Genomic DNA, 22,477 nt, shown 5'->3' with positions numbered 1-22,477 from the left:
TCGACACCCACGAGGAGCGAAACCGCTACATCCTCGACTTCGTCCGAAACTACAACCAGACCCGCCTGCGATGTCTCGATTACGAAAGCCCCGCTCAGCGCCTCAACAATCTCACGGGACACAACACTTCCGCCGGGGTGACGTCTGAGAAGAGAACCGGGGTTCCTGCGAAGGCAGAAACCCAAAGCGCCAGGCATTCTGGATCCCCGCCTGCGCAGGAATCCCGGCACTTCTTCCCCTCGCCCCCATTTGGGGGAGAGGGGTCAGGGGTGAGGGTGTATACGCCATCCGCGGTTCCGGAGCAGAACCCCTCATCCGCCCTTCGGGCACCTTCTCCCCTTCAAAAGGGGAGAAGGGAATGAGACAGCGGAACCCTCCCCCATACGAAAGCTTTCCCATCCAAAGGGAGACTCTCGATGAAACATCTCGTCCTCGCCGCCGGTGCGGCCACGCTCGCCCACGCCGCCTGCACGCCATCAGCGCCCCAGGCCGAAGGCGTGATCGTGCTGGAAAGCGAGTATTCCGTGCGCGAGACGCTCGTCCGGATCGAGGCCGAGGCCGAAAGCCGCGGCGCGCGCATCTTCGCCCGGGTCGACCATGCCGCCGGCGCGGAAACCGCCGGCGTCGAGATGGAACCGACCGGCCTGATCATCTTCGGCAATCCCGCGCTCGGCACGCCATTGATCGCGGAACGCCGCACGGCGGGTCTCGACCTTCCGGTGCGCATGCTGGTGTGGGAAGACGATGGCGAGGTCTGGCTCGCCTATACCGACCCCGACGCCATCGCCGCCCGCCACGGCCTGTCGCGCGGCGACGCGCTCGACCAGTTCACCGAAGCCCTCAACGGCTTTGCCCGCGAAGTGACGGGGGAGGAATAGGCGTCTTTCCGGCGAAAGCCGGAATCCAGAGAACCGTTCAATCTGGACTCCCGCCTGCGCGGGAGTGACGATTGTTTCACCTTTGTTTTTTCGCTCGAATTCGTCCTACGGTTAGGTTCGAACCAAATTCTCGATTCCAGCGTACGAACCTTGAACGGAACACTTCTCCTCAACATCCTTTTGACGATCGCCGCCCAGCAAGCTGCTCAAGGCAGGAACGTTGTTGATGGCGTTGACCGAAATCACGGCTTGGAAGCGCTGACCGAGCTCCATTTCAGGTTCGGCAAGAAGTACGACGCGGAGAAATTTCCCTATCGCGAGCCCAGGAAGGCGCTCGATCGATGGCTCGAAATGCTGATCGGGAAAGGTATGTCATTTGCCGACATCAGCTATGCACGCCATCCAAAGGAGAGTGAACGGCACAGTCGTATGACGGCCGGTTTTGTCGGGGGTGGCGGCACCTGGTTCATCGTGACTTCGATGCGGGAAGAGCGGCTCGTCTGGTTGTGCAACCTGAAGCCTGACTTCGGCCCGCAAAACAACATGCTCGGATGGCGCTACGGATTTTCCGGTGAACCCGCGGACTTCATCGCGGACGCACCGCAGCTTGCGATATCGCGCGAAAACTTCATCGAGGCGCTTGATAGGATTATCAAATTCGCGCGCTCGAACGGCCTTGAAATGTGGTCAGACAACTTCTTCCAACCCGCGCTTGATACGCTTCAAAGGCGGATCAGCTTGACCGAAAACGGGATCTCGTTTGCCGGGCTGAACATCCATCCCGAGCGGGCTGAAGTCCTGTCCGCCGTCACCCGCGCTTGGGCGTTTGGCGGCATGGGGAGTTGGAACGATCAATGGGTCGGCTCGGACAAGCGTCAGGCAGAGTATGAACGCGTATCGGATACCCTCTTCGCAATCCTTATTGAGGCGACGATTGCTGCGACAAACGACCCACGGTCGGCCTGATCCTCACAACGGAATATTGTCGTGCTTCTTCCAGGGGTTCGACGCCTTCTTGTGCTTCAGCGTGCGCAGCGCGCGGATCAGGCGGCGGCGCGTATTGCGCGGCTGGATGACGTCGTCGATATAGCCCCGGCCCGCCGCCACGAAGGGGTTGGCGAAGCGGGCTTCGTAATTCTTCGCGTGCTCGGCCATCTTTTCCGGATCATTCGCGTCGGCGCGGAAGATGATCTCCGCGGCCCCCTTCGCGCCCATCACCGCGATTTCCGCTGTCGGCCAGGCATAGTTTACGTCGCCGCGCAGATGTTTTGAGCTCATCACGTCATACGCGCCGCCATAGGCCTTGCGCGTGATCACGGTCAGCTTCGGCACCGTCGCTTCGGCATAGGCGAACAGCAGTTTCGCGCCGTGCTTGATCAGGCCGCCATATTCCTGCTTCGTGCCGGGCAGGAAGCCGGGCACGTCCACGAAGGTGACGATCGGGATGTTGAAGGCGTCGCAGAAGCGCACGAAGCGCGCCGCCTTGCGGCTGGCGTCGATGTCGAGCACGCCGGCGAGGCTCATCGGCTGGTTCGCGACGAAGCCGACCGGCTGGCCTTCCAGCCGCCCGAAACCGACGACGATATTCTTGCCGAATTCCGGGCTGATCTCGAAGAAGTCGCCCTCGTCGGCCACCTTCTCGATCAGCTCCTTGATGTCATAGGGCTTGTTCGGATTGTTCGGCACCAGCGTGTCGAGGCTGGGTTCGGACCGGTCCGGATGGTCATAGACCGGCCGCGTCGGCGGGGTTTCCCGGTTCGACAGCGGCAGGAAATCGATCAGGCGGCGCATCTGCACGAGCGCTTCGAGATCGTTCTCGAACGAACCGTCGACGACGCCCGACTTCCTGGCGTGGACCGATGCCCCGCCCAATTCCTCATGCGTCACCTCCTCATTGGTGACGGTCTTCACCACGTCCGGGCCGGTGACATACATGTAGGACGTGTCGCGGACCATGAAGATGAAGTCGGTGATCGCCGGGGAGTAGACGTCCCCGCCCGCGCACGGCCCCATGATGACCGAGATCTGCGGCACCACGCCGGAGGCCAGCGTGTTCTGCAGGAAGATGTCGGCATAACCGCCCAGCGAGGCGACGCCCTCCTGGATGCGCGCCCCGCCCGCGTCGAAAATGCCGATGATCGGCGCGCCGTTCTGCACAGCAGCCTTCTGCACCTTCACGATCTTCTGGGCGTGCGTCTCCGAAAGCGAGCCGCCGAACACGGTGAAATCCTTCGAGAAGACATAGACGAGGCGGCCATTGATCGTGCCGTGGCCGGTGACGACGCCGTCGCCGGGAATCGTCTTGCCCGCCATGCCGAAGTCCGTGCAGCGGTGCTCCACGAACATGTCCCATTCCTCGAAGCTGTTCTCGTCGAGCAGGAGCGTGATCCGCTCGCGCGCGGACAGCTTGCCCTTCTCGTGCTGCTTGGCGATGCGATCCGCGCCGCCGCCCAACCGGGCGCGCTCGCGCCGCTGTTCCAGCTCTTCGAGAATGTCTTTCATCGGATCGTGTCGCCCCTGCGTTTCCGGCTTTCACGCCAGTTAGCACCGGGAGGGGCGGCGGGGCAATTTTCCGGTGCGTTTGGGGAGTGTCATTCCGGCTTCCCCATCGCCGTCATTCTGGCGGACGCGCAAACGTCATTCCGGCGGAAGCCGGAATCCAGTACAACCCAGGAATGAAACAGCCTTGCGTCTACGTTCTCGCAAGCCGACGGAACGGCACGCTCTATGTCGGCGTGACCAGTGGACTGATCGGCCGCGTCTGGCAGCACAAGAACGGTCAGGGCTCGCGCTTCACCGCGCGCTACAAGGTCCGCACGCTCGTCTGGTTCGAAGCACACCACACGATGGAGAACGCCATCACACGCGAGAAACAGATCAAGGAGTGGAGGCGCGCCTGGAAAATCGAACTGATCGAGAAAGCCAATCCGGAATGGCGCGATTTGTATGCTGACCTATCCATATGAGCGTCATCCCGACGAAAGTCGGGATCCAGAACGACGCACAATCTGGATTCCGACTTTCGCCGGAATGACGAACGTAAACTACTGAAACGGGTTCAGCTTCTTCAGGAAATACTGCAACCCGCCGCGGTTTTCCTTGCGGTCGAGCTCTTCCTGGCTCGTCAGGAAGGTGGTCTGGATGACATAGCGCTCGCCCTCGTAAGGAAGATGGCCGTGCCAGGAATTCTCGTCGCGCAGGAAGGCGAAGACATAGCCCGACAGCGGCGGCACCTCGTCGGCGAAATCGTCGAAATCGTCCGGACCGTTGAGCGCGCGGATGCACCCCGCGCCCGTGCCGTCCCACTCCTTGTTGAGATAGATCAGCATGGTCAGGATTTTCGACTTGGAATCGTTGTGGATCGGCCCGTCGGACTTCTGCGACAGGCGGCGCACGGTGATCATGCGCGGCTTGCCGGTGAAATCGACACCGAATTTCTCGGTCAGGACCTCGGCCAGTTCCGCACTGTTCAGATCGTCGGTCAGTCGCTTGAACGCGCCGGAGGCCTCCAGCTTCGACAGCGGCAGATAGCCCGGCTTGTTGATCGCGGGATAGTCACCGCGCACCGCCTCGGCCTCGTCCTCTGTGACGGCGCCCGTGGCGATGAAATAGTTGAAGGGCTGGGTGCGCTTGTCGGCATTTCGCAGCGCATCGAAGTCCAGCATGCCGCCCGGTCCGGTCTTGGCCATCTCGGCCTCCCTTGAAGTCCGCAGACTCAATACCCGCTTGCAGCCCCGCGTCAAAGCGCGGCGAGAAGTCGCGCGCAGGCCACGAGTTCGGTGCGCAGCACCTCGGCGCGTTCGGCCGCCTCGCTGTCCTCGCCCCAGTGTTCGGCCTGCCAGGTCTCGTCGACACGGCTTGCTGCGAAGATCTCCTCGCCCGACAGCACGCCCTCGCACAGCATGAAGGCCAGCACGGCCGAGGTCGTCACCGCTGTGGCATGGCCCAGCACGGCGAGCCGCCAGTCATCGTAACCGTCGGCCTGATCCTTCAGCGCCGCGAGCGCCGCCGGAGACGTCGCGGCGGGCAGGATGCCCGTCACCGCCGGCAGGTGTGCGCCCAGCGTCTCCTCCGCAAAGCGCAGTGCCGGGTCCCAGGCGCGCGCCTGGCGCACCGCAAGGTCCGCAGGCTCTTCGGCGCGATGCCGCGTCAGATCGGTACCAGCGTATTTCAGCACTTCCGCAATGACGGCATCCCGGTTGCCCGGCACGGCATCAAGCGCCCCGTGCGCCAGACGCGTCAGCGGCATGGTGACGGGATTGATCCGTTCGGCCTGCGCCTCCCATTCCGCGGCGACATCGGCGGCCAGCGCGGCCGTCGGGAAGGCCAGCGGGCGCTTCATGGGCGTGCGCACGGGCCGCCCGTCCAGCGTCACGGCGTGACCGCCCTCGCCTTCGGCCACTCCCGCCGTCTTGTAGAAGCGTTTCGGAAGGTGATCCTTCTGCGTCGGGATGCGCACGCCCGGCTTGGTCTCGAAACCGCTCATTCCGCTGCCACTCCGATACCGCTGCCGAACCGGTCGAGCCCGGTCCGAAGGTCCTCGAACCGGTCGAAGACATCATGCGCGCCCGCCCCGCTCAATTCCTCGGCGGTGTGAAAGCCCCAGGTGACCCCCTTGGCCCGCACTCCGGCATTGATCGCCATCGTGATGTCGTGCGTGGAATCCCCGATCATCGCGACCCGGTCCGCCGTTGTTCCTGTCGCCGCCATCGCCTCCAGCACCATGCGCGGATCGGGCTTGCCCGGCCCGGTGCAACTGGTGTGCAGCGTCACGAAGAAGCCGTGCAGATCGTGCGTGTCGAGGATGTGGTCGAGCCCCCGGCGCGGCTTACCCGTCGCCACGCCCAACAGCCAGCCGTCACGCTCAAGATGCGCCAAGAGATCGAGCGCGCCGTCATAAAGGCCTTCCAGATGCGTGCCGTCGGCGCGCAACCGCACGAAGCTTTCGCGGAAGGTGTGCGTCACCCTCGCCGCGCCTTCGTCCGGATAATCCTCGGGCAGCAGCATGCGCACCGCCTGCGTCAGCTCGATGCCAACGATCTTGCGCACATGGTCATATTCGCACCCGCCGAGGCCACAGACGCGGAACGCCTCATCCATCGAGGCATGGATCAGCTGGCGCGAATCCACCAGCGTCCCGTCGAGATCGAACAGGGCGAGTTTCGGCGGGGTCACAGCAAGTCCTCGATCGCACTCTCGTCGATCACGTCCGGGTCGAATCCCAGCTTGTCGAAGGTCCGCTTCATGTGGTCGGGCAGCGGCGCTTCCAGCACCAGATTGCGCTTGCCCAGCGGCAGGACCAGCCGCCGCGCATGCAGGTGCAGCTTCCGCTCCAGCCCGCCCGGCGTTTCCCGGTCGCAGGTGTATTTCCCGTCGCCCAGAATGGCGTGACCAATGCCCGCCATGTGGACACGCAACTGGTGCGTCCGCCCGGTGATGGGGCGCAGCACGACGAAGCTCGCCTTCTGCCCCGCCTCACCGGCCGTCGTGTAGAGCGTACGGGCGTATTGTGCGTCCGGATCGCCATGCTCGGCGGGAACCATGATCTCGCGGTCCGCGCCGCCCTTGCCGGCGGAGGACTTCTTGATGAAGCCCTTCACCTCGCCGGTCTTCGGGCGCGGCACGCCCAGAACGACCGACCAGTAGGTTTTCTCCGCCGCCTTGTTCTGGAACGCCTTGGCGAGGCGCGAGGCGCTCTCGAGCGTTTTCGCAGCGATGATCACGCCGGACGTGTCGCGGTCGAGCCGGTGGACGAGGCGCGGCTTCATGTCGTCCTTGCCGAAGGCGGCCAGCAGCCGGTCGAGATGCTGCGTCGTTTTCGTGCCGCCCTGCACGGCCAGCCCATACGGCTTGTTGAAGGCGATCAGGTCGTCATCCTCGTAGATCACCATCTTGCGGACCATCGCCGCGTCCTCGCGGCTGATGGAATCCTTCGCCTTCACCTCGGTGGGTTCGGGCAGCGGCGGAATACGGATTTCCTGTCCAGCCTCCAGGCGCGTGTCGGGCTTGGCACGCCCGCCATTGACGCGGACCTGGCCGGTCCGCAGCAGCTTCTGCACCTGGCCGTGATTGATATGCGGGAAGCGCTTCTTGAACCAGCGGTCCAGCCGCGCGCCATCGTCGCCCTGCCCGACGGTAAGGGTCTGTACCTGGCTCATGCGATCAACCGCCTCGCGATCAGAAGTCCGACAAACAGCGCGACCACGGATGCGATCACGCTGGCAAGCGCATATCCCAGCGCGCCCGCATAGGCCTTGCGCTCGATCATCACCACGAGGTCGAGCGAAAAGGCGGAGAAGGTCGTGAACCCGCCGAGCATGCCCACCGCAACAAAGCTGCGCAGCATATTGGCGTCGGCCCGGCCCGCCCCGGCCAGCCAGCCGATGAACAGGCCCATGATCAGCCCGCCGACGACGTTCACGCCGAATGTGCCATAGGGCCATTCCGGCCCGACTGCGCGCAGCGTCCACTGCCCGAACAGATGCCGGGAGACCGCGCCGATCGCGCCGCCGAGACCGATGAGAAGAAGCTGGGTCATGCCCCGCGCGGGATACGCCCCGGCGCGCGGAGGTGCAAGGGGCGAGGCTGAACGCCCCGCCCCTGCGTTACGTTCAGGATTTCGCGCGGAAGCTGAGGACCAGCATCAGCAGCACTGACAGCATGACCAGAAGCGCCGAGACGCCGAGGATCGGGCCAAGCGTGGCCGGATCGCCCAACTGCCCGTAGAGCAGGTAGAGCGACACCACCATCACGATCGTGCCGATATGGTGCGCCGCCGTCTGGATCAGTGCCAGAATGCCCTTGGGCAGGCTGAACACCTTGTACAGAATGGCCCAGGCCAGCGACAGGACACCGCCCAGGAGCATGATGTGCGCATGGGTCGGCATCTGACCGTGATCGCCGGTGCGGCCCATATGCTCGCCCAGCGCCATGCCCGCGAGCAGCCAGACAAGCCCCAGCGTCAAGTGAATACGTTCGATTTTCATGATGATCCCTCCAGGATGCGCCCCCTGCGCGCACCGCTTCTGGCTCTATCATGAAATCGTCACAAGCGGGATCGGGAAGACGAGGCATTCCCCGGAGACGGAGGGCTCAGCGCGTCCCCTGATCTTCGGCCCAGGCGTAGTATTCCTGCCGCCACAAGGAGTAGAGCACCCAGGCCGGAAGGCCCGTCGTGCCCTGGATATAGCGGGTCTGGGATTGATGGATGTTCCACGCTCGCAGCTTCAACCGCGGGTCGGCGTCGATGGCGAAGGACGGCTCGGGCTGAAGATCGGCGACCTGGTGCTGCGCTTCCCCGCCGAACCGCCGAAATCCGGGCCGAGGCCCCAACACGTAAAGGAGCGGGATCTCGCCCGCCGCCAGTTCCGCCGCCCGGCCCATCGCCCTGTGATCGGGATGCATCGAAATCCCGCTGGCGGGATGAAAGCCGACGATCAGGTCCGGCTGAACCTCCCCGATGACGGCGCTGACCATTCCCGACAGTTCAGCATCGGACGTATCCGGCACCCCGCCATCAGGCAGACCAAGCACGATCTGGCGCGCGACACCCAGCGCGAAACCGTGACGCCGCAATTCCGCTTCTCGCACCACGCCCAGCCAGGCCTGATCGACCACGGGCGGATACTGCGTCCCGGCCTCGCCGCGCGTCGCGGTCAGCGTTGTTACCTCGATGCCTTCTTCCACCGCCCGCGAAATCAGTTCGGTGACGAGAATCTCGTCATCGGGATGGGCGAAAACGAAGAGGATCCGGTCCGCCTCGAGCGCAGTGCGCACAGAGCGGATCTCTGCCACGCCCGGCTCGGCGAACATCATTCGTCCGATGACCAGCGCAGCGAGCGTCAGCATCAGCAATGCGGCGAGAACCGAGCTGACCGTATTCAGCACGAGCCGGGTCATTTCCCGCCCCGCCTTTTATCCCGGATTGACCGCCAGCGCTCGAGCCGTTCGGCAATCACCGCCTCCCGTCCGCGGTCCGTCGGACGGTAGAAGACCGGCCGCTCCTTCATCTCGTCCGGGAAATAGTCCTGCCCCGAGACGCCGCCCTCGGCATCATGGTCGTACTCGTATCCCGAGCCATAGCCTTCGGACTTCATCAGCTTGGTCGGCGCGTTGAGAATGTGTTTCGGCGGCATCAGGCTGCCGGTTTCCCGCGCCGTCTTCATGGCGCCCTTCCACGCGGTGTAGACCGCGTTCGACTTCGGCGCGCAGGCGAGATGGACCACCGCCTGCGCCAATGCCAGCTCGCCTTCGGGTGATCCCAGGAAGTCGTAGACATCCTTGGCGGCCAGCGCGGCGTGTATGGCGGTCGGATCGGCGAGGCCGATATCCTCGATCGCCATGCGCACGATCCGCCGCGCCAGGAAGAGCGGGTCTTCCCCCGCGCCCAGCATCCGCGCCAGCCAGTAGAGCGCAGCGTCCGGATCCGAGCCTCTGACCGCCTTGTGCAGCGCGGAGATGAGATTGTAGTGCTCCTCCCGGTCCTTGTCGTAGGCCGGGGCCCGCTTCTGGAGGAGTTCCGCGATCTCGGCTGGGTCAAGAGGATGATCCGGTTCACTCTCGAACACTTCCTCGGCGAGGTTCAGGAGATAGCGCCCGTCCCCGTCGGCCAGCGCCGTCAGCGTCGCCCGGCCTTCCGGCGTGACCGGCAGTGGCTTGCCATAGTCCGCCTCGGCCCGGTCCAGCAGCTGGCCGAGCGCTTCGTCGCCGAGACGCTTGAGAACCAGCACCTGGCAGCGCGACAGGAGGGCCGCGTTCAGTTCGAAGGACGGATTTTCCGTCGTCGCCCCGACCAGCGTGATCACGCCCTCTTCGACCACGGGAAGAAAGCCGTCCTGCTGCGCCCGGTTGAAGCGGTGAATTTCGTCGACGAAGAGGAGCGTTCCCCGACCGGCCTGCCGCCGCGCCCGGGCGCGTTCGAACACTTTCTTGAGGTCTGCGACCCCGGAGAATACCGCCGAGAGCGGTTCGAACTCGAGACCCGAATCCTGCGCCAGAAGGCGCGCGATCGTGGTCTTGCCGACCCCCGGCGGTCCCCAGAGGATCATCGAGGCAATCCGGCCCTGATCGCGCATCCGGGCGATCGGCCCCCTGCCCTTCAGGAGATGGTCCTGTCCCACAACCTCGTCGAGCATGCGCGGACGCAGCCGGTCGGCCAGAGGCCGCGGCGCTCCGTCGTCCATACCGGCCGCTTCGAACAGATTGCTCATCGCCTTTGAGACTAGGCGGGTTCGGGCTTTGGCTGAAACGGATATCGGCAGTTTTTAACCATGCAGTGTTGCAAGTCTGTGATTTTGCTGGTCTATAAACCCGCAAAGGGGAGTGATAGATGATCCGCAAAATTGTGTGTGCGTTGGGTATGCTGTCGGTTTCCGCGGCAGCAATGGCAGACGATATCTCCGTTTGGACCATCGAGTCTGACGCCACCGCGGCAGATGCCGCAGTCGGGGAATCCCCGGCACGCACACTCAGGTTGAACGACGACGTCTTCGCCGAACGCGCCGGCCGGACCCTGGCCCTGCCCCTGCCCGGCGGTGAAATCGCCCGGATGCGGATCGGTGCGGTCCAGCCCACTGTCGCTGGCGGCACGTCCCTCTTTGCCCACGCTACCGATGGCGAGGGTGAACTCTATCTGGTCCGTGGTCTGAACGCCGTCTTCGGCTCGGTTGTGATTGACGGACAGTCCTGGCAGGTCGAGGGCTCGGTTCACGGCGAACTCGTCCTGCGGCCCGCGCCGGACACAGCCTTCGGAACGGATCATGTCGTCCCGTCCGCATCCGCCGGCCGGCCGTCCACGGCGTCGCCCCAGGCCGGCAATGGCGTCGTGGACATGTTCTACGCCTACGACCAGACCATGATCGACCAATATGGCTGGGGCCTGGTCGATCTGGCGGCAGCCGATGTCGGCCGTGCAACGGCAGCCTTCGCGAATTCGAACGTCCCTATGACGGCGTCGATCGCTGACATGGGCTTCGTCGATCTGACGGCGGACCGCGGCGGCTTTACGCTGATCAGTGAAATCTTCGACCAGATCAATGGCTTCGAAGGCACTGGAACGGCAATGGACCGTCTCGGTGCGGACATCTACTCGATCAACCGGGTGCAGGTGCCCGGACGGGACACGTTCTGCGGCATCGCGCTTCTGCTCGATCCCACGCTCGAATACGGCATCGCTCCGCAATACAATGTCTGCCACAACAGCACCGTGCTGGCGCATGAAACCGGTCACAATCTCGGGATCGCCCACGGCCTCGACACCGACGGCACGGCGGGCCTCCCGGTCGATTGGGCGCGAGGCTTTCTCATCAGCGACGAGTACGTGCTCGGCGGAATTTATGGCTCGCTGATGTCCTATGGTTCGGAACAGCGGCTTGAATTCTCGGACGCGACACGTCCCTGCCCGGATCGCGGCAGCGTCTGCGGCGTTCCGGTCGGTCAACCGAACGAAGCTGACGCCTCGCGAGCCCTGCGAGAATACAGCGTGTCCGGTAATCGCCAGACCGCCGTACCGCTCAATCGCATGCGGTCGGCTGTTCTGCCGACCAGCCGCTTCGTGCAGACGGGATCGCCGGCCACCGTCTTCATGACCGTCGTGAACCCGAACGACGTCACGGCCGAGAGCTGCCGCGTGCAGCACCATGGCCCGGATCGCAATGCCTTCACCTATCAGCGTACAGACCCGGCCACGAATGGCGCCATCGGCGACCCGAACACGCCGGTCGACATCCCGGCGCGCGCTTTCCAGACCTTCGTGATCTCCCTGACGCCGTCGACCGACGTGTCCGGTGTGTCCTTCGCCCCCTTCGTATCCTGCGCCAACGTGCCGATGGCCGAGATCACCGCAGGTCTCAACACGGTCAATCTGGGCTCTGACGCCATTGGTGGCCCGGACCTTGTCGCCCTGGCCGCCACGATCAATGGCAATGGCATCGTCGACGTGCCGGCCGGCCGCCGCGGCGTCTTCTCGGTTGCCACCGCGAATATCGGCGGCGCGGGCGAAGTGACTGTCAGCGCCCGCTCGCTCGATCCGGCCCTGCCAGCGACCGGCGAGGTTTGCCAGACGAATGCGTCGGGCGCCTGCATGTCTCCCGCGGCACCGAGCGTCACGCTCAATGTCGGGGCCGGCGAGACCCCGACCTTCGGCGTGTTCGTCCGCACCACCTGGCCGACCCCCTTCGTGTCGCGGCATCGCTTCCAGGTTCAGATGGAAGTCGCTGGTGTGGTCCGCGGCTCCACCTCGGTCGCCATTCGAGACGAAGCCGGCCTGCAGGCCCCAACCGTCTCCGGCTTTGGCGGCAGCGTCGAGGCGACGAAGACGCTGACCGGCTCCCTGGCCGATCAGCTGACCGGCTATGCTTCATCCTTTGAAATCGTCAGCCAGCCGACGCTCGGTTCGGTCACGCTCAATGCCGCGACGGGGGAATACACCTACACCGCGCCGTCCATCGGCGGATCGGACAGCTTCACCTTCCGGGCGGTCAACAGTGCGGGCGCTTCCGCATCCGCAACGGCAGATATCACCGTAACGGCCTTGCCCGTGCCCACCGTGTCGAACTTCACCGAGGCCGACGATGTCGACGGGACTTACCGGGTCGATCTTGACGACTTTGCGTCGGGCGACATCGAACGCTTCGTGCTTTCCACTCCGCCGACCGCGCCCTACACGTTCGACGATGTCCGCGGCATTCTCGAGATCGACCTTCCCGACAGCGGCTCGTCGGTGAGCTTCCAGTTCCAGGCCGTCAACGCCTCGGGCACCTCGGCTGCAGCGACAGGGACGGTCGAGTTGGAAGCCTTCACCAACTGCATGCCGAACCGCCCGACCAACAGCCGCATTCTGCGTCGCCTCGCCACCTTCAACGGCGACGCAACCGGAACGGTCTCGTTGACCGAGGCCGAGGCGATCATCACGCACCTCTGCCTGACCGTGACAGACCGTCTCGACTTCCTGATTGCCGGCGAATCAGCCGACGGCGTGGTCGGCGGCAATGTTTTCCCCGAACAGAACCGCGGCACACTCCCCTACTATGCGGTGAACTTTCGCGGTCCCAATACGGGGATCAATTTCGGCCAGGTTCAGATCTGCAAGGTCGAGGGCCAGGCCGTGATGAACGAATGCGAGACCTATACGCGCTGACCGGAGGCAACATGACCGAGCCAAAACGCGCCACCGCCCCCTACCTCTCGGTACGGGGCGGCAGCGAGGCGATCAAATTCTACAAGGCAGCCTTTGCTGCCGAGGAACTCGAACGCTTCGATCATGAAGGCAAGCTCGGTCACGCCACCCTGCGGATCAATGGCGGTATTCTCATGCTGGCTGACGAGTTTCCCGAGATCGAACATCTGACGGGGAATGTCGCCCCACCGACGCTCGGCAACCGGACCACAGTTACCATCAATCTGACTGTCGACGACGCCGACGCCTGGTTTGATCGGGCAGTAATGGCGGGTGCGGAAATACTCCGCCCCGTCACCGGCGAATTCTTCGGCCGCCACGGCAAGCTGCGCGACCCGTTCGGCCATGTCTGGAGCGTGGTGACTCTAAAGGACGGCTAGAGCCGCAGCGTGCGCTCCACGCGCTGACCGCGGCGCTCGATCGCGATCGGCCAGGATGACTTGCTGTCATTTTCGCCCGAGACGACGTCGGTGACATCCTCGACGCGGTCGATCCGGCGGTCCTGCAGCATCAGGACCCGATCGCCGGGCCTGAGGCCGAAATAGTCCGCCGCGCTGCCCCGCTGAACTGCCAGAACGATCACGCCGCGCGCGAACGGATCGATGCCCAGCTCGTCATTGAAGGCCGGCGACAAATTGGCCAACTCGGCCCCGGCGAGCGGGTTGCGTCCGCCAATCACCTGCCGGTCCGGATCGGGATCGGCCGGCGCGACGCGCACAGGAATGGTGACATCGATCCGGCGGCCATCGCGCATCACGCTGAAGGCGGCCTCCTCGCCGATTGCGCGGGTCGCGTAGCGGAAATTGGCCCCGGCCTCGTCATTCACATCGACCCCGTCGATGGCGAGGACGATATCGCCCTGCTCCAGCCCGGCGGTCGCCGCAGCGGAGCCCGGATAGAGGTCGGCCACGAGCGCGCCCTGCGGCCGGTCAAGACCGAGGCTGTCGGCGATCGTGCCCGTCACCGTCTGCAGGCGCGCACCCAGCCAGGGCTGGATCAGCTCGCCATCGGTCATCGCGGCATCGACCACCCGGCGGACCATTTCGATCGGAATGGCGAATCCGATCCCGTTCGATCCGCCCGAGCGGGAATAGATCGCCGAGTTCACGCCGATCAGCTGACCGTCCATGTTCACAAGTGCGCCGCCAGAATTGCCCGGATTGATCGCCGCATCGGTCTGGATGAAGAAGGCAAAATCCGTCACCCCGACCTCGGTGCGCGCCAGCGCGGACACGATGCCGGACGTCACGGTCTGACCCACGCCGAACGGGTTGCCGATCGCCAGCACGATATCGCCGATCTGCGCCGCGCCGGGCTGGGCATAGGGCAAGGTCGGCAGCGGCTCGTCGGTGATGACGCGCAGCACGGCAAGGTCCGTGCGGTCGTCAGCCAGCAGGATTTCGGCCTCGAACTCGCGGCGGTCGTTGAGCACGACGCGCAATTCGGTCGCCTGTTCGACGACGTGGTTGTTGGTGACAATGATGCCGGAGGGATCGACGATCACGCCCGAACCGAGCGATTGCTGGACATCGCTTTGCGGTCCCTGCGGCCCGAAGAAGCGTTCGAAGAAGGGATCCATGCGCCGCTGCGTGACGCGCGTGGAATAGACATTCACCACGGCCGGGGCCGCTTCGCGCACGATCGGCGCGAAGGACAGCATCATCTGCCCCTGGCTCGCCGGGACTTCGCGGAAATCGGCATCGGCCAGGGTTTCGCTCTGCGGTGCGCCGGTCAGCGCCTCGTCGACCGGTTCCTGCGCACCGCAGGCGGCGGTGGTCAGAACGGCGGCAATGGCAAGAATGGCGATGCGGTTCATCACGTCAGCTCCCCTTCGGACGGATACCGGTTTCAAATAGGAAAAAGGCGGCTTCCTGTCCAAGAAAGCCGCCTCTCCCATGAATTCAATATGACGCGCCCGTTACGGCTGCGAAAGGGGGGACATGGTTCGACGTATCGTATGAATTGCGTCATTCTTTCGAAACGAGAGGTGCGGATGGGCGATCATCAAATCCGGGTAATTGATCCGGGACGGGAAACATGACGGTCGTCGGCGGGCGGCCGGTAGTCCGGCGGATCGGCTTTTTCCTGTATGAGGGTATGGCGGCAAGCGACATCCTCTGGGAGGTCGACATGTTCCGTCTTGCTCCCGTCATCGCCCAAGCTGAAGGCCTGGCATGTCCGGAATTCGAGACGGTGATGATCGGGCTGAAGAGAGGGCCGGTCGCTACCTGGTCGGGTTATTCGATTTTTGCCGAACGCAGCTTGTCCGAAATCAGGACCAGTCTCGACCTGATATATGTCGGCAGTGCGATGCCGGAACTGCAAAAACGTCTCCTCGCTGATACGGAGTTTCGCAGCGCGATGTGCGCCATCGCCGCGTCCGGCTGCCGGCTCGTCGCGGTCGGTTCGGCCGCAATGATCTTCGCAGATCTGGGTCTTCTCGATGGACGTCGCGCCACCGTCCACTCAGTAGCCGCAGACGCCTTCCGGGATGCCTACCCGGAGATCGAGTTCGAGGCTGATCCGCTTTGGGTCGAGGACGGTCCTATCGTGACCACGGCGGGTTCGATGCCCGCCGTAGAATTTACGCTCGAAGTGATCGAGCGCGAATGCGGTCGCGCCATGTCGTTCGCCATCGCCAAGGCCGGGCTGCTCCCCATGCGCCGCGGCGCGAGCCAGAGCCGGCTTTCGGCGGCGCTCGTCATGCAAATGGAGGCGAGCGACCGTTTCGACGGCATGCTTCAATGGCTCTCGGAGAATTTGCATGTCCAGATTTCGGTTACCGAGCTATCGGACCTCGCGGGAATGAGTCCGCGAAATTTCGCCCGCCGGTTTGTCGAACGTACAGGAAGCACTCCGGCAAGATTCGTCGAGACACTCAGGGCGGAGCGCGCCCGGCAGTTGATGGAAACAACTCAGTTGCCGCTGGTCCGGATCGCCGAACGATCCGGACTGCGCAACGAACAAGGCCTGCGTCGCGCGCTCCGCCGGGTCTTTGGTAAGTCGCCCGTCGAACTGAGGGCAATGGTGAGGCGCCCCGGCAGCACTTTGGCAGAATCTGAAGGGTCGTTGTCATAGTCCCCGTAGCGTCCGGGGAGTACGTCAGAGGCATCAGGCATTCGCGGCGATCCGGAACAGACGCTGTATCCGCCGCAGACACGAGGTGATGCCATGCCGGGCAAACAGATTTCGGAATTCACGGATTTTCGCGCCGATCGACGACGCACCGCTCGCCTGTTGAAGCACCTTCAGGCAGCGGTGTTCATTGGATTGGGCGGCTGGTGCCTTATGACACCCCACATGGTGGAGACGCTCTCGCTCCGTCCCGAGTATCAGCATCTGAGCGCGACGACTGCCCTCCTCCTGGGTTGCTTCGGCGCGCAGGCGATCCTCTGTGGCGCACTGATGCTGCTGTCCCGCTTCACCGCTGCAACCTTCCTCGGCTTCGGACTTCTCGCATCGATCCCGTTCTTCGTCTTCAACGCCTGGTTCGTATGGGTCTCGGAAATGTTCACGTCCTGGATGCTGCTCGATTTCGCAGGAAATGTGAGCTTCCTCCTGATCGGCATCGCGGGCTGGAAGCTGATGCGCGGTGAAGCCGAACCCGTGTGAAATCCCTGGCCAGGCCTGACTCGGCAGCACTCAACCAACTTTCAAACAAGGAAATTCCCCGGCCCGGCAAATGTGCCGGCGGGCGCCCTTGTTCGCGCCCTCTCACAGGAAAAGACACCATGATCGAAACCGAAATCACGCGCCGCTTTGGCCTTTCAACACCAATTCTGAATGCGGGGATGGCCATGGTCGCCCGCCCCGATCTCGCCGCAGCCGTGTCGAATGCGGGAGGCCTCGGCATGCTGGGAGCCGACATCGCACCGGCCGACGCGCTCCGGGCCATGGTACGCGCCGTCAAGGCACGCACATCGCGGCCTTTCGGTGTCGACCTTCTGGCACCAATGATCACGGACGCTCACCTTGATGTTCTCGCGGAGGAATCGGTCGCCCTTTGCGTCGTCTTCTGGGGCAATCCAACTTCAGAACAGGTGGCGCGCATAAAGGATGGCGGCACGGCCTTCTGGATGCAGGTTGGTTCCGTCGACGAGGCGCGCGACGCTCAGGCGCTCGGCGCTGAGGCGATCATCGTCCAGGGCCTTGAAGCCGGCGGTCACAACCGCTCGGTCGCAACAACATTCAACCTGCTTCCGGTAATCCGGGATGCGGTTGCGCCGATACCGGTGATCGCCGCAGGCGGCATCTGCGATGGCCGCAGCATGGCTGCCGCGCTCGCGCTCGGAGCGGAAGCGGTGTGGTGCGGGACGCGGTTCCTCGCAAGCCATGAGGCCGACGCGCACGACGGCTACAAGGCGCGCGTGCTTGAGGCTGGCGTCGAAGACACGATTTCGACCACCCTGTTTGGTCCGGAAATGCCGCACCAGCCGATGCGCGTCATCCGGAATGCCGCGACCGACGAATGGGCGGACCGGGTGGATGAAGCCCTCGCCGTCACAGCGGGGCAGACGGCCGGCATCCTGCGAACGCCCGGCGGAGACATGCCTCTGCCGCGCTTCTCGGCCTACCTCCCGACGCGCGATGTAGCGGGTGATCTCGACCAGCTCTGCCTGACCGCAGGGCAAAGCGCCGGAAAGATCCGGACGCTGCAGACTGCGGGCGACATTGTCCGGCAGATGAGCCGCGACGCGCTGCAGACCATAACCGAACTGGCGATCCGCTCGCGTCATCCCGGCTGCTCGGACGGCAATGAAATCGAAGGTCAATAGACATGCCGTCCCGCAATGAAAATACAACCCATCGGCGCCCGAGCGGAGCGTCGTCGTTGCTCGACAGGCCGCGCTCACGACCGATGATCGCAGGCGGAAATGAAGCGGTATGGGCGCGGCACGCCCACCCCCTGAGTGTCTGGTCGCGCATCCTTTTGGGGCTGCCTCTGCTGATCATGGCCGGATGGTCGCGCATCTGGATCGGACACTGGTGGCTGCTCGCGCTGGCAGCGGCTATCGCCTTCCTCTGGATCAATCCGCGCCTGACGCCCCGGCCGCGATCATTGGACAATTGGGGAGCGAGGGCCACGCTCGGCGAGCGTATCTGGTTGCAGACCCGCAGGCGCGACCTCCCTCGTCAGCACCGCATCGTGCCACGACTGCTGGCCATAACATCGGCACTCGGTCATCTGGTCCTGCTGTGCGGAGTGCTTGCGCTCGACCCGTGGCTGACCTTGCTGGGTTACCTTTCGGGGATGGTCTTCAAGCTCTGGTTTCTCGACCGGATGGTCTGGCTCGAATGGGAAACAGGTTGCGTATGACCGATTTGACTATCCCGCGAACCGTCCGCGCGTCCGGTTTGCGATGGCGACGAGCGACAGCATGACCGGCACCTCGACCAGCACGCCGACGACGGTCGCCAATGCCGCCCCGCTGCCCAGTCCGAACAGGCTGATCGCCACCGCCACGGCCAGTTCGAAGAAGTTCGACGTGCCGATCAGCGCGCACGGCGCGGCAACCTTGTGCGGCACCCGCCAGAGCCAGGCCGCGCCGTATGCGACGGCGAAGATGCCATAGCTCTGGACGATGATCGGCACCGCGATGAGGGCGATCAGGACCGGACGCGATACGATGGTTTCGGCCTGGAAGCCGAACAGCAGAACGACGGTCAGCAACAGACCGAGTACCGACGCCGGCTTAAGCCGCGCCGTGAAGCGGTCCACCGCCAACGTCCCGGCCGAACCGCGCAGAAGCATTGCCCGCGTGATCCCTCCGGCCACGAGCGGAACGACGACATAGAGCCCGACCGACAGGAGCAGCGTTTCCCATGGCACCGCGATCTCGGTCACGCCCAGCAGCAAGGCCACGATCGGCGCAAAGGCGAACACCATGATGACGTCGTTCACCGACACCTGGACGAGCGTGTAGGCCGGATCGCCCTTGGTCATCTGCGACCAGACGAACACCATTGCGGTGCATGGCGCGGCACCGAGCAGGATCAGGCCCGCAATATATTGCTGGGCGTCGGCAGGGGCGATGAAGGGCGCGAACACATATTCGAAGAACAGCACGCCGAGCGCGGCCATAGTGAAGGGCTTGACCAGCCAGTTCACGGCGATGGTGAGGATGAGACCCTTGGGTTTCGCGCCGACCTGGCGAAGGCTGCCGAAATCGACGGCGACCATCATCGGATAGATCATCGCCCAGATCAGGACCGCGACGACGAGGTTCACCGAGGCGTATTCGACGCCCGCGATGGATCGGAACAAGCCGGGAAAGACATTGCCGAGAACCACGCCGGACAGGATCGACAGGCCGACCCAGACCGACAGCCATTTCTCGAACGGACCAAGCGGCGACGCCGCCGCAGACTGAGCGGGGCCGGCCGTCATGATGCCGCTCCGGTCCGGCCGATTTCATCGAGACGGTGCTGCAGGCTCATCCGGTCGATGCTTTCCATCGGCAGCGACAGGAAGATCGAGATCCGGTTGTTCAATTGACGGAAGGCTTCAAGGAAGGCCGCGCGGCGTTCCGCTTCGCTGCCCGTCGCGGCGGCCGGATCGGGCACACCCCAATGCGCGGTCATGGGCTGGCCCGGCCAGACGGGACAGGATTCCGCGGCCGCGCTGTCACAGACCGTAAAGACGAAATCGAATTCGGGGCCATCCAGGCCGGCGAACTCGTCCCAGCTCTTCGAACGGTATTCCGCGGCCGGGAATTTCAGCGCGCGAAGCGTATCAAGCGTGAGGGGATGAACCTCACCCTTCGGCTGGCTGCCGGCGCTATACGCCTTGAACCGGCCCGCCCCCTGCTTGTTGAGGATCGCCTCGGCCAGAACCGACCGCGCCGAATTTCCGGTACACAGGAACAGGACGTTCCGTACCTTCGCCTCGGTCATGGGACTATCCGCAACACGGCGCATCGGCAGCGCGTTCGGTTTTGGGCGGACAGCACACGCCCTGAGGCGTCTGGTCGTCAAGGATCGCCGCGGCCGCGTTGGCCACCTGGACGCGGTCGCCATAAACGGTCGACTCGCCCGTGGTCAGAAACGCTTCCCACAGCACACCGTCGGGATCGGCCACCCAGCCTTTCTCCGACTTCGCATAGCAACAGGTCGTCTTTCCCTCTTCGAGGAAGGGCTGACCCGCTTCGTGGATCCGGCCATAGACTTCGGACAGCTCGGCTTCGGTCTCGACCTGAAGCCCGACATGCTCAATGCCCGTCTTCGCACCCTCGTGAACGGAGATTGCGAAATTCACCCGCGGGTCGTCGAGCATCCATTTCGCATAATCGCCCTTCCGGACGGTGGGTTCTGAACCGAACAGGTGTGAGTAGAACGCAATGCTGCGTTCCAGATCCTGAACCGACAGATGCATGTGCATGCGTTTCATCGGCATTGTCCTTTTGTGGTTTCGATAGTGGGGAGACAGGCCTGTCCCTGGCAGCAATCCTTCAACAGGTAGCTGACAAGCCCTTCCATTGTGGCGAGACGCGCCCGGTAGACGACCGACCGCCCTTCGCGGCGCGATACCGCCAGCCCCGCATTCACCAGAATGGCGAGGTGGGTGGACATCGTGTTCTGCGGCACGGACAGATGGCGGGCGATCTCGCCAGCCGGCAATCCCTCCGGCTCGTGCCGGACAAGCGTCCGGAAAGCCTCAAGCCGGGTTTCCTGTGAGAGAGCGCCAAGCGCCTCGATCGCATTTAATGTTTCCATAATTCTCGATATATCGAAATTTATGGAGATGACAAGAGGCTGGCTGCTGGTGCCGCTGCGTCTTGCCGCCGGAATCGAAAACGCCCTCCCCGGTTTCGGGAAGGGCGTTCTGCGGCCGCCGATGGGCGGCGATCGGTGTCCGTCGCGCCGGACTATTCGTCCGCGGACGCATCCATTTCGGCCATGCGGGCGCGATCGGCGGCGCCACGGGCTTCCGGATCGCGGTCAACGAGCTCGATCACGGCCAGGGCGGCATTGTCGCCATGGCGGAAACCGGCCTTCAGCACGCGCGTATAGCCGCCATTGCGCTCGGCGTAGCGCGGGCCAAGCGTTTCGAACAGCTTGGCGACCTGCGCCGTGTCGCGAACCTTGGAAATGGCCTGACGGCGGGCATGGAGGTCACCGCGCTTCGCGAGCGTGATGAGCTTGTCCATGATCGGCTTCAGTTCCTTGGCCTTCGGCAAGGTGGTGACGATCTGCTCGTGCTCGATCAGCGACGCGGCCATGTTGGCGAACATGGCGTGACGGTGAGACGTGGTGCGGCCGAGCTTGCGATGGGCGACGCCGTGACGCATGGCGAATACTCCTGATGGTCCGAACTACCGGGTCCTCGCGGACGCGGGATCAGACGTGTTCCTCAAAACGTTTGGCGAGCTCTTCGATGTTCTCCGGCGGCCAGTTCGGCGCTTCCATACCCAGGTGGAGACCCATCTGGGCGAGAACTTCCTTGATCTCGTTGAGCGACTTGCGGCCGAAGTTCGGGGTGCGGAGCATTTCCGCCTCGGACTTCTGGATCAGGTCGCCGATATAGACGATGTTGTCGTTCTTCAGGCAGTTGGCCGAACGGACCGACAGTTCGAGCTCGTCCACCTTCTTCAGCAGCGCCGGATTGAAGTCCAGCTCCGGACGGTCGTCCTCGGCGGTCCGCTTCTCGACGGCTTCCTCGAAGTTGATGAAGATCTGGAACTGGTCCTGCAGGATGCGCGCGGCATAGGCCACGGCATCTTCCGGCTTGATCGTGCCGTTGGTTTCGACGTCCAGGATCAGCTTGTCATAGTCCAGCACCTGGCCTTCGCGGGTGTTTTCCACGCGGTAGGCGACGCGCTTGACCGGGCTGTAGAGCGAGTCGACGGCAATGAGGCCGATCGGCGCGTCTTCCGGACGGTTGCGCTCGGCCGGGACATAGCCCTTGCCGGTGTTGACGGTCAGCACGAAGCGGACTTCGGCACCCTCGTCGAGCGTGCAGATCACGTGGTCCTTGTTGACCACTTCGATGTCCGCCGTCTCTTCGATGTCGCCGGCGGTCACTTCGCCCGGACCCGACTTGCGCAGAACGACGCGCTTCGGGCCTTCGCCATGCATGCGCAGGGCGACCTGCTTGATATTCAGGACGATGTCCGTGACGTCTTCGCGGACGCCCGGAATCGACGAGAATTCGTGCACGACACCATCGATCTGCAGCGCGGTGACGGCCGCGCCCTGCAGCGACGACAGCAGCACGCGGCGCAGCGCGTTACCGAGCGTCATGCCGAAACCGCGCTCCAGCGGTTCCGCGACGATCGTCGCGTTCCGTTCCGGGTTGTGGCCCGACTTCACTTCGGGCTTCATCGGACGGATCAGCTCTTGCCAATTCTTCTCGATCACGGGTCTTGCCTCTCTCTCGCGCGCGGTGACGGGCCCTGCCCGCTCGCGCGATGTAATCCGGTCGCCA

At 64.0% G+C, this 22,477-nt stretch carries 25 protein-coding genes; 9 read left to right on the top strand and 16 right to left on the bottom strand.

From position 1 onward, the window contains the following. The first annotated feature begins 416 nt into the window (after positions 1–416). A complete protein-coding gene (locus L5876_RS06710; protein WP_236955365.1) occupies positions 417–878 on the top strand; it encodes a DUF302 domain-containing protein in 462 nt (153 codons plus the stop codon). 150 nt (positions 879–1,028) lie between these two features. After that, positions 1,029–1,844: a hypothetical protein gene (locus L5876_RS06705; RefSeq protein ID WP_236955364.1), complete on the top strand. Its 816-nt coding sequence runs from the start codon at positions 1,029–1,031 to the stop codon at positions 1,842–1,844. A 3-nt stretch (positions 1,845–1,847) separates the two neighbouring features. On the opposite strand, the gene L5876_RS06700 is transcribed toward L5876_RS06705, so the two are convergent. Next, entirely contained in the window at positions 1,848–3,380 is a 1,533-nt protein-coding gene (locus tag L5876_RS06700; protein ID WP_236955363.1) for an acyl-CoA carboxylase subunit beta, read from the bottom strand. A gap of 173 nt (positions 3,381–3,553) precedes the next feature. Here L5876_RS06700 and L5876_RS06695 point away from each other — a divergent pair, with 173 nt between their 5' ends. Continuing rightward, complete coding sequence (locus tag L5876_RS06695) at positions 3,554–3,844, top strand: GIY-YIG nuclease family protein (RefSeq protein ID WP_236955362.1); 291 nt, start codon at positions 3,554–3,556, stop codon at positions 3,842–3,844. A 78-nt stretch (positions 3,845–3,922) separates the two neighbouring features. On the opposite strand, the gene L5876_RS06690 is transcribed toward L5876_RS06695, so the two are convergent. The 8 genes from L5876_RS06690 to L5876_RS06655 all read right to left on the bottom strand — a co-directional run bounded on the left by L5876_RS06690 (position 3,923) and on the right by L5876_RS06655 (position 10,087). Further along, the gene (locus L5876_RS06690) at positions 3,923–4,567 is read right to left on the bottom strand and encodes a 2OG-Fe(II) oxygenase (RefSeq protein WP_236955361.1); all 645 of its coding nucleotides are present in this window, start codon (positions 4,565–4,567) and stop codon (positions 3,923–3,925) included. A 50-nt stretch (positions 4,568–4,617) separates the two neighbouring features. Then, entirely contained in the window at positions 4,618–5,364 is a 747-nt protein-coding gene (locus tag L5876_RS06685; protein WP_236955360.1) for an ATP12 family chaperone protein, read from the bottom strand. Next, the gene (locus tag L5876_RS06680) at positions 5,361–6,053 is read right to left on the bottom strand and encodes an HAD-IA family hydrolase (protein ID WP_236955359.1); all 693 of its coding nucleotides are present in this window, start codon (positions 6,051–6,053) and stop codon (positions 5,361–5,363) included. Before L5876_RS06680 ends, L5876_RS06685 begins: the two co-directional genes overlap by 4 nt. Next, positions 6,050–7,036: an RluA family pseudouridine synthase gene (locus L5876_RS06675; RefSeq protein WP_236955358.1), complete on the bottom strand. Its 987-nt coding sequence runs from the start codon at positions 7,034–7,036 to the stop codon at positions 6,050–6,052. Before L5876_RS06675 ends, L5876_RS06680 begins: the two co-directional genes overlap by 4 nt. Continuing rightward, the gene (gene crcB / locus L5876_RS06670) at positions 7,033–7,416 is read right to left on the bottom strand and encodes a fluoride efflux transporter CrcB (protein WP_236955357.1); all 384 of its coding nucleotides are present in this window, start codon (positions 7,414–7,416) and stop codon (positions 7,033–7,035) included. The genes L5876_RS06675 and crcB overlap by 4 nt, the downstream gene beginning before the upstream one ends. A gap of 73 nt (positions 7,417–7,489) precedes the next feature. Continuing rightward, positions 7,490–7,864, bottom strand: a complete 375-nt coding sequence (locus tag L5876_RS06665) for a hypothetical protein (protein ID WP_236955356.1) — start codon at positions 7,862–7,864, stop codon at positions 7,490–7,492. 106 nt (positions 7,865–7,970) lie between these two features. Next, entirely contained in the window at positions 7,971–8,777 is an 807-nt protein-coding gene (locus L5876_RS06660; protein ID WP_236955355.1) for a PIG-L deacetylase family protein, read from the bottom strand. Continuing rightward, positions 8,774–10,087 (bottom strand): replication-associated recombination protein A, encoded by a 1,314-nt coding sequence (locus tag L5876_RS06655; protein ID WP_236955354.1) that lies wholly within the window; start codon positions 10,085–10,087, stop codon positions 8,774–8,776. The genes L5876_RS06660 and L5876_RS06655 overlap by 4 nt, the downstream gene beginning before the upstream one ends. Positions 10,088–10,206: 119 nt before the next feature. On the opposite strand from L5876_RS06655, the gene L5876_RS06650 reads away from it, so the two are divergent. Both L5876_RS06650 and L5876_RS06645 read left to right on the top strand, forming a co-directional pair. Continuing rightward, complete coding sequence (locus L5876_RS06650; protein ID WP_236955353.1) at positions 10,207–13,014, top strand: Ig-like domain-containing protein; 2,808 nt, start codon at positions 10,207–10,209, stop codon at positions 13,012–13,014. Positions 13,015–13,025: 11 nt separating this feature from the next. Continuing rightward, a complete protein-coding gene (locus tag L5876_RS06645) occupies positions 13,026–13,433 on the top strand; it encodes a VOC family protein (protein WP_236955352.1) in 408 nt (135 codons plus the stop codon). Here the strand turns inward: L5876_RS06645 and L5876_RS06640 are convergent. Next, positions 13,430–14,869 (bottom strand): Do family serine endopeptidase, encoded by a 1,440-nt coding sequence (locus tag L5876_RS06640; protein ID WP_236955351.1) that lies wholly within the window; start codon positions 14,867–14,869, stop codon positions 13,430–13,432. The two genes, L5876_RS06645 and L5876_RS06640, sit on opposite strands and share 4 nt — an antisense overlap. 221 nt (positions 14,870–15,090) lie before the next feature. Here L5876_RS06640 and L5876_RS06635 point away from each other — a divergent pair, with 221 nt between their 5' ends. From L5876_RS06635 to L5876_RS06620, 4 genes are all read left to right on the top strand, one after another. Next, complete coding sequence (locus L5876_RS06635) at positions 15,091–16,131, top strand: GlxA family transcriptional regulator (protein WP_236955350.1); 1,041 nt, start codon at positions 15,091–15,093, stop codon at positions 16,129–16,131. A 93-nt stretch (positions 16,132–16,224) separates the two neighbouring features. After that, positions 16,225–16,665: a hypothetical protein gene (locus tag L5876_RS06630; RefSeq protein ID WP_236955349.1), complete on the top strand. Its 441-nt coding sequence runs from the start codon at positions 16,225–16,227 to the stop codon at positions 16,663–16,665. Then, positions 16,662–17,828 (top strand): nitronate monooxygenase, encoded by a 1,167-nt coding sequence (locus L5876_RS06625; RefSeq protein ID WP_336886688.1) that lies wholly within the window; start codon positions 16,662–16,664, stop codon positions 17,826–17,828. Before L5876_RS06630 ends, L5876_RS06625 begins: the two co-directional genes overlap by 4 nt. A gap of 2 nt (positions 17,829–17,830) precedes the next feature. Continuing rightward, positions 17,831–18,370, top strand: a complete 540-nt coding sequence (locus L5876_RS06620) for a DUF6653 family protein (RefSeq protein WP_236955346.1) — start codon at positions 17,831–17,833, stop codon at positions 18,368–18,370. 9 nt (positions 18,371–18,379) lie between these two features. Here L5876_RS06620 and arsB read toward each other — a convergent pair whose 3' ends face one another. The 6 genes from arsB to L5876_RS06590 all read right to left on the bottom strand — a co-directional run bounded on the left by arsB (position 18,380) and on the right by L5876_RS06590 (position 22,410). Continuing rightward, a complete protein-coding gene (gene arsB, locus L5876_RS06615) occupies positions 18,380–19,441 on the bottom strand; it encodes an ACR3 family arsenite efflux transporter (protein WP_236955344.1) in 1,062 nt (353 codons plus the stop codon). Next, positions 19,438–19,947, bottom strand: coding sequence for an arsenate reductase ArsC (locus L5876_RS06610; protein WP_236955342.1), 510 nt, complete (start codon positions 19,945–19,947; stop codon positions 19,438–19,440). Before L5876_RS06610 ends, arsB begins: the two co-directional genes overlap by 4 nt. Before the next feature lie 4 nt (positions 19,948–19,951). Further along, positions 19,952–20,440 (bottom strand): ArsI/CadI family heavy metal resistance metalloenzyme, encoded by a 489-nt coding sequence (locus L5876_RS06605; protein ID WP_236955341.1) that lies wholly within the window; start codon positions 20,438–20,440, stop codon positions 19,952–19,954. Beyond that, entirely contained in the window at positions 20,437–20,766 is a 330-nt protein-coding gene (locus L5876_RS06600) for a helix-turn-helix transcriptional regulator (protein ID WP_236955340.1), read from the bottom strand. The genes L5876_RS06605 and L5876_RS06600 overlap by 4 nt, the downstream gene beginning before the upstream one ends. 152 nt (positions 20,767–20,918) lie before the next feature. Continuing rightward, on the bottom strand, positions 20,919–21,341 hold the full coding sequence (rplQ, locus tag L5876_RS06595; RefSeq protein WP_236955339.1) for a 50S ribosomal protein L17: 423 nt from the start codon (positions 21,339–21,341) through the stop codon (positions 20,919–20,921). Between the two features lie 49 nt (positions 21,342–21,390). Next, positions 21,391–22,410 carry a DNA-directed RNA polymerase subunit alpha gene (locus L5876_RS06590; protein ID WP_236955338.1) on the bottom strand — a complete coding sequence of 340 codons (1,020 nt, stop codon included), beginning with the start codon at positions 22,408–22,410 and terminating at the stop codon, positions 21,391–21,393. Positions 22,411–22,477: the final 67 nt, after the last annotated feature.

Origin of the sequence: Hyphobacterium sp. SN044, from assembly GCF_021864465.1 — a bacterium.
Taxonomy (GTDB): Bacteria; Pseudomonadota; Alphaproteobacteria; order Caulobacterales; family Maricaulaceae; genus Hyphobacterium.
This window is presented reverse-complemented; position numbering and strand designations above follow the sequence as displayed.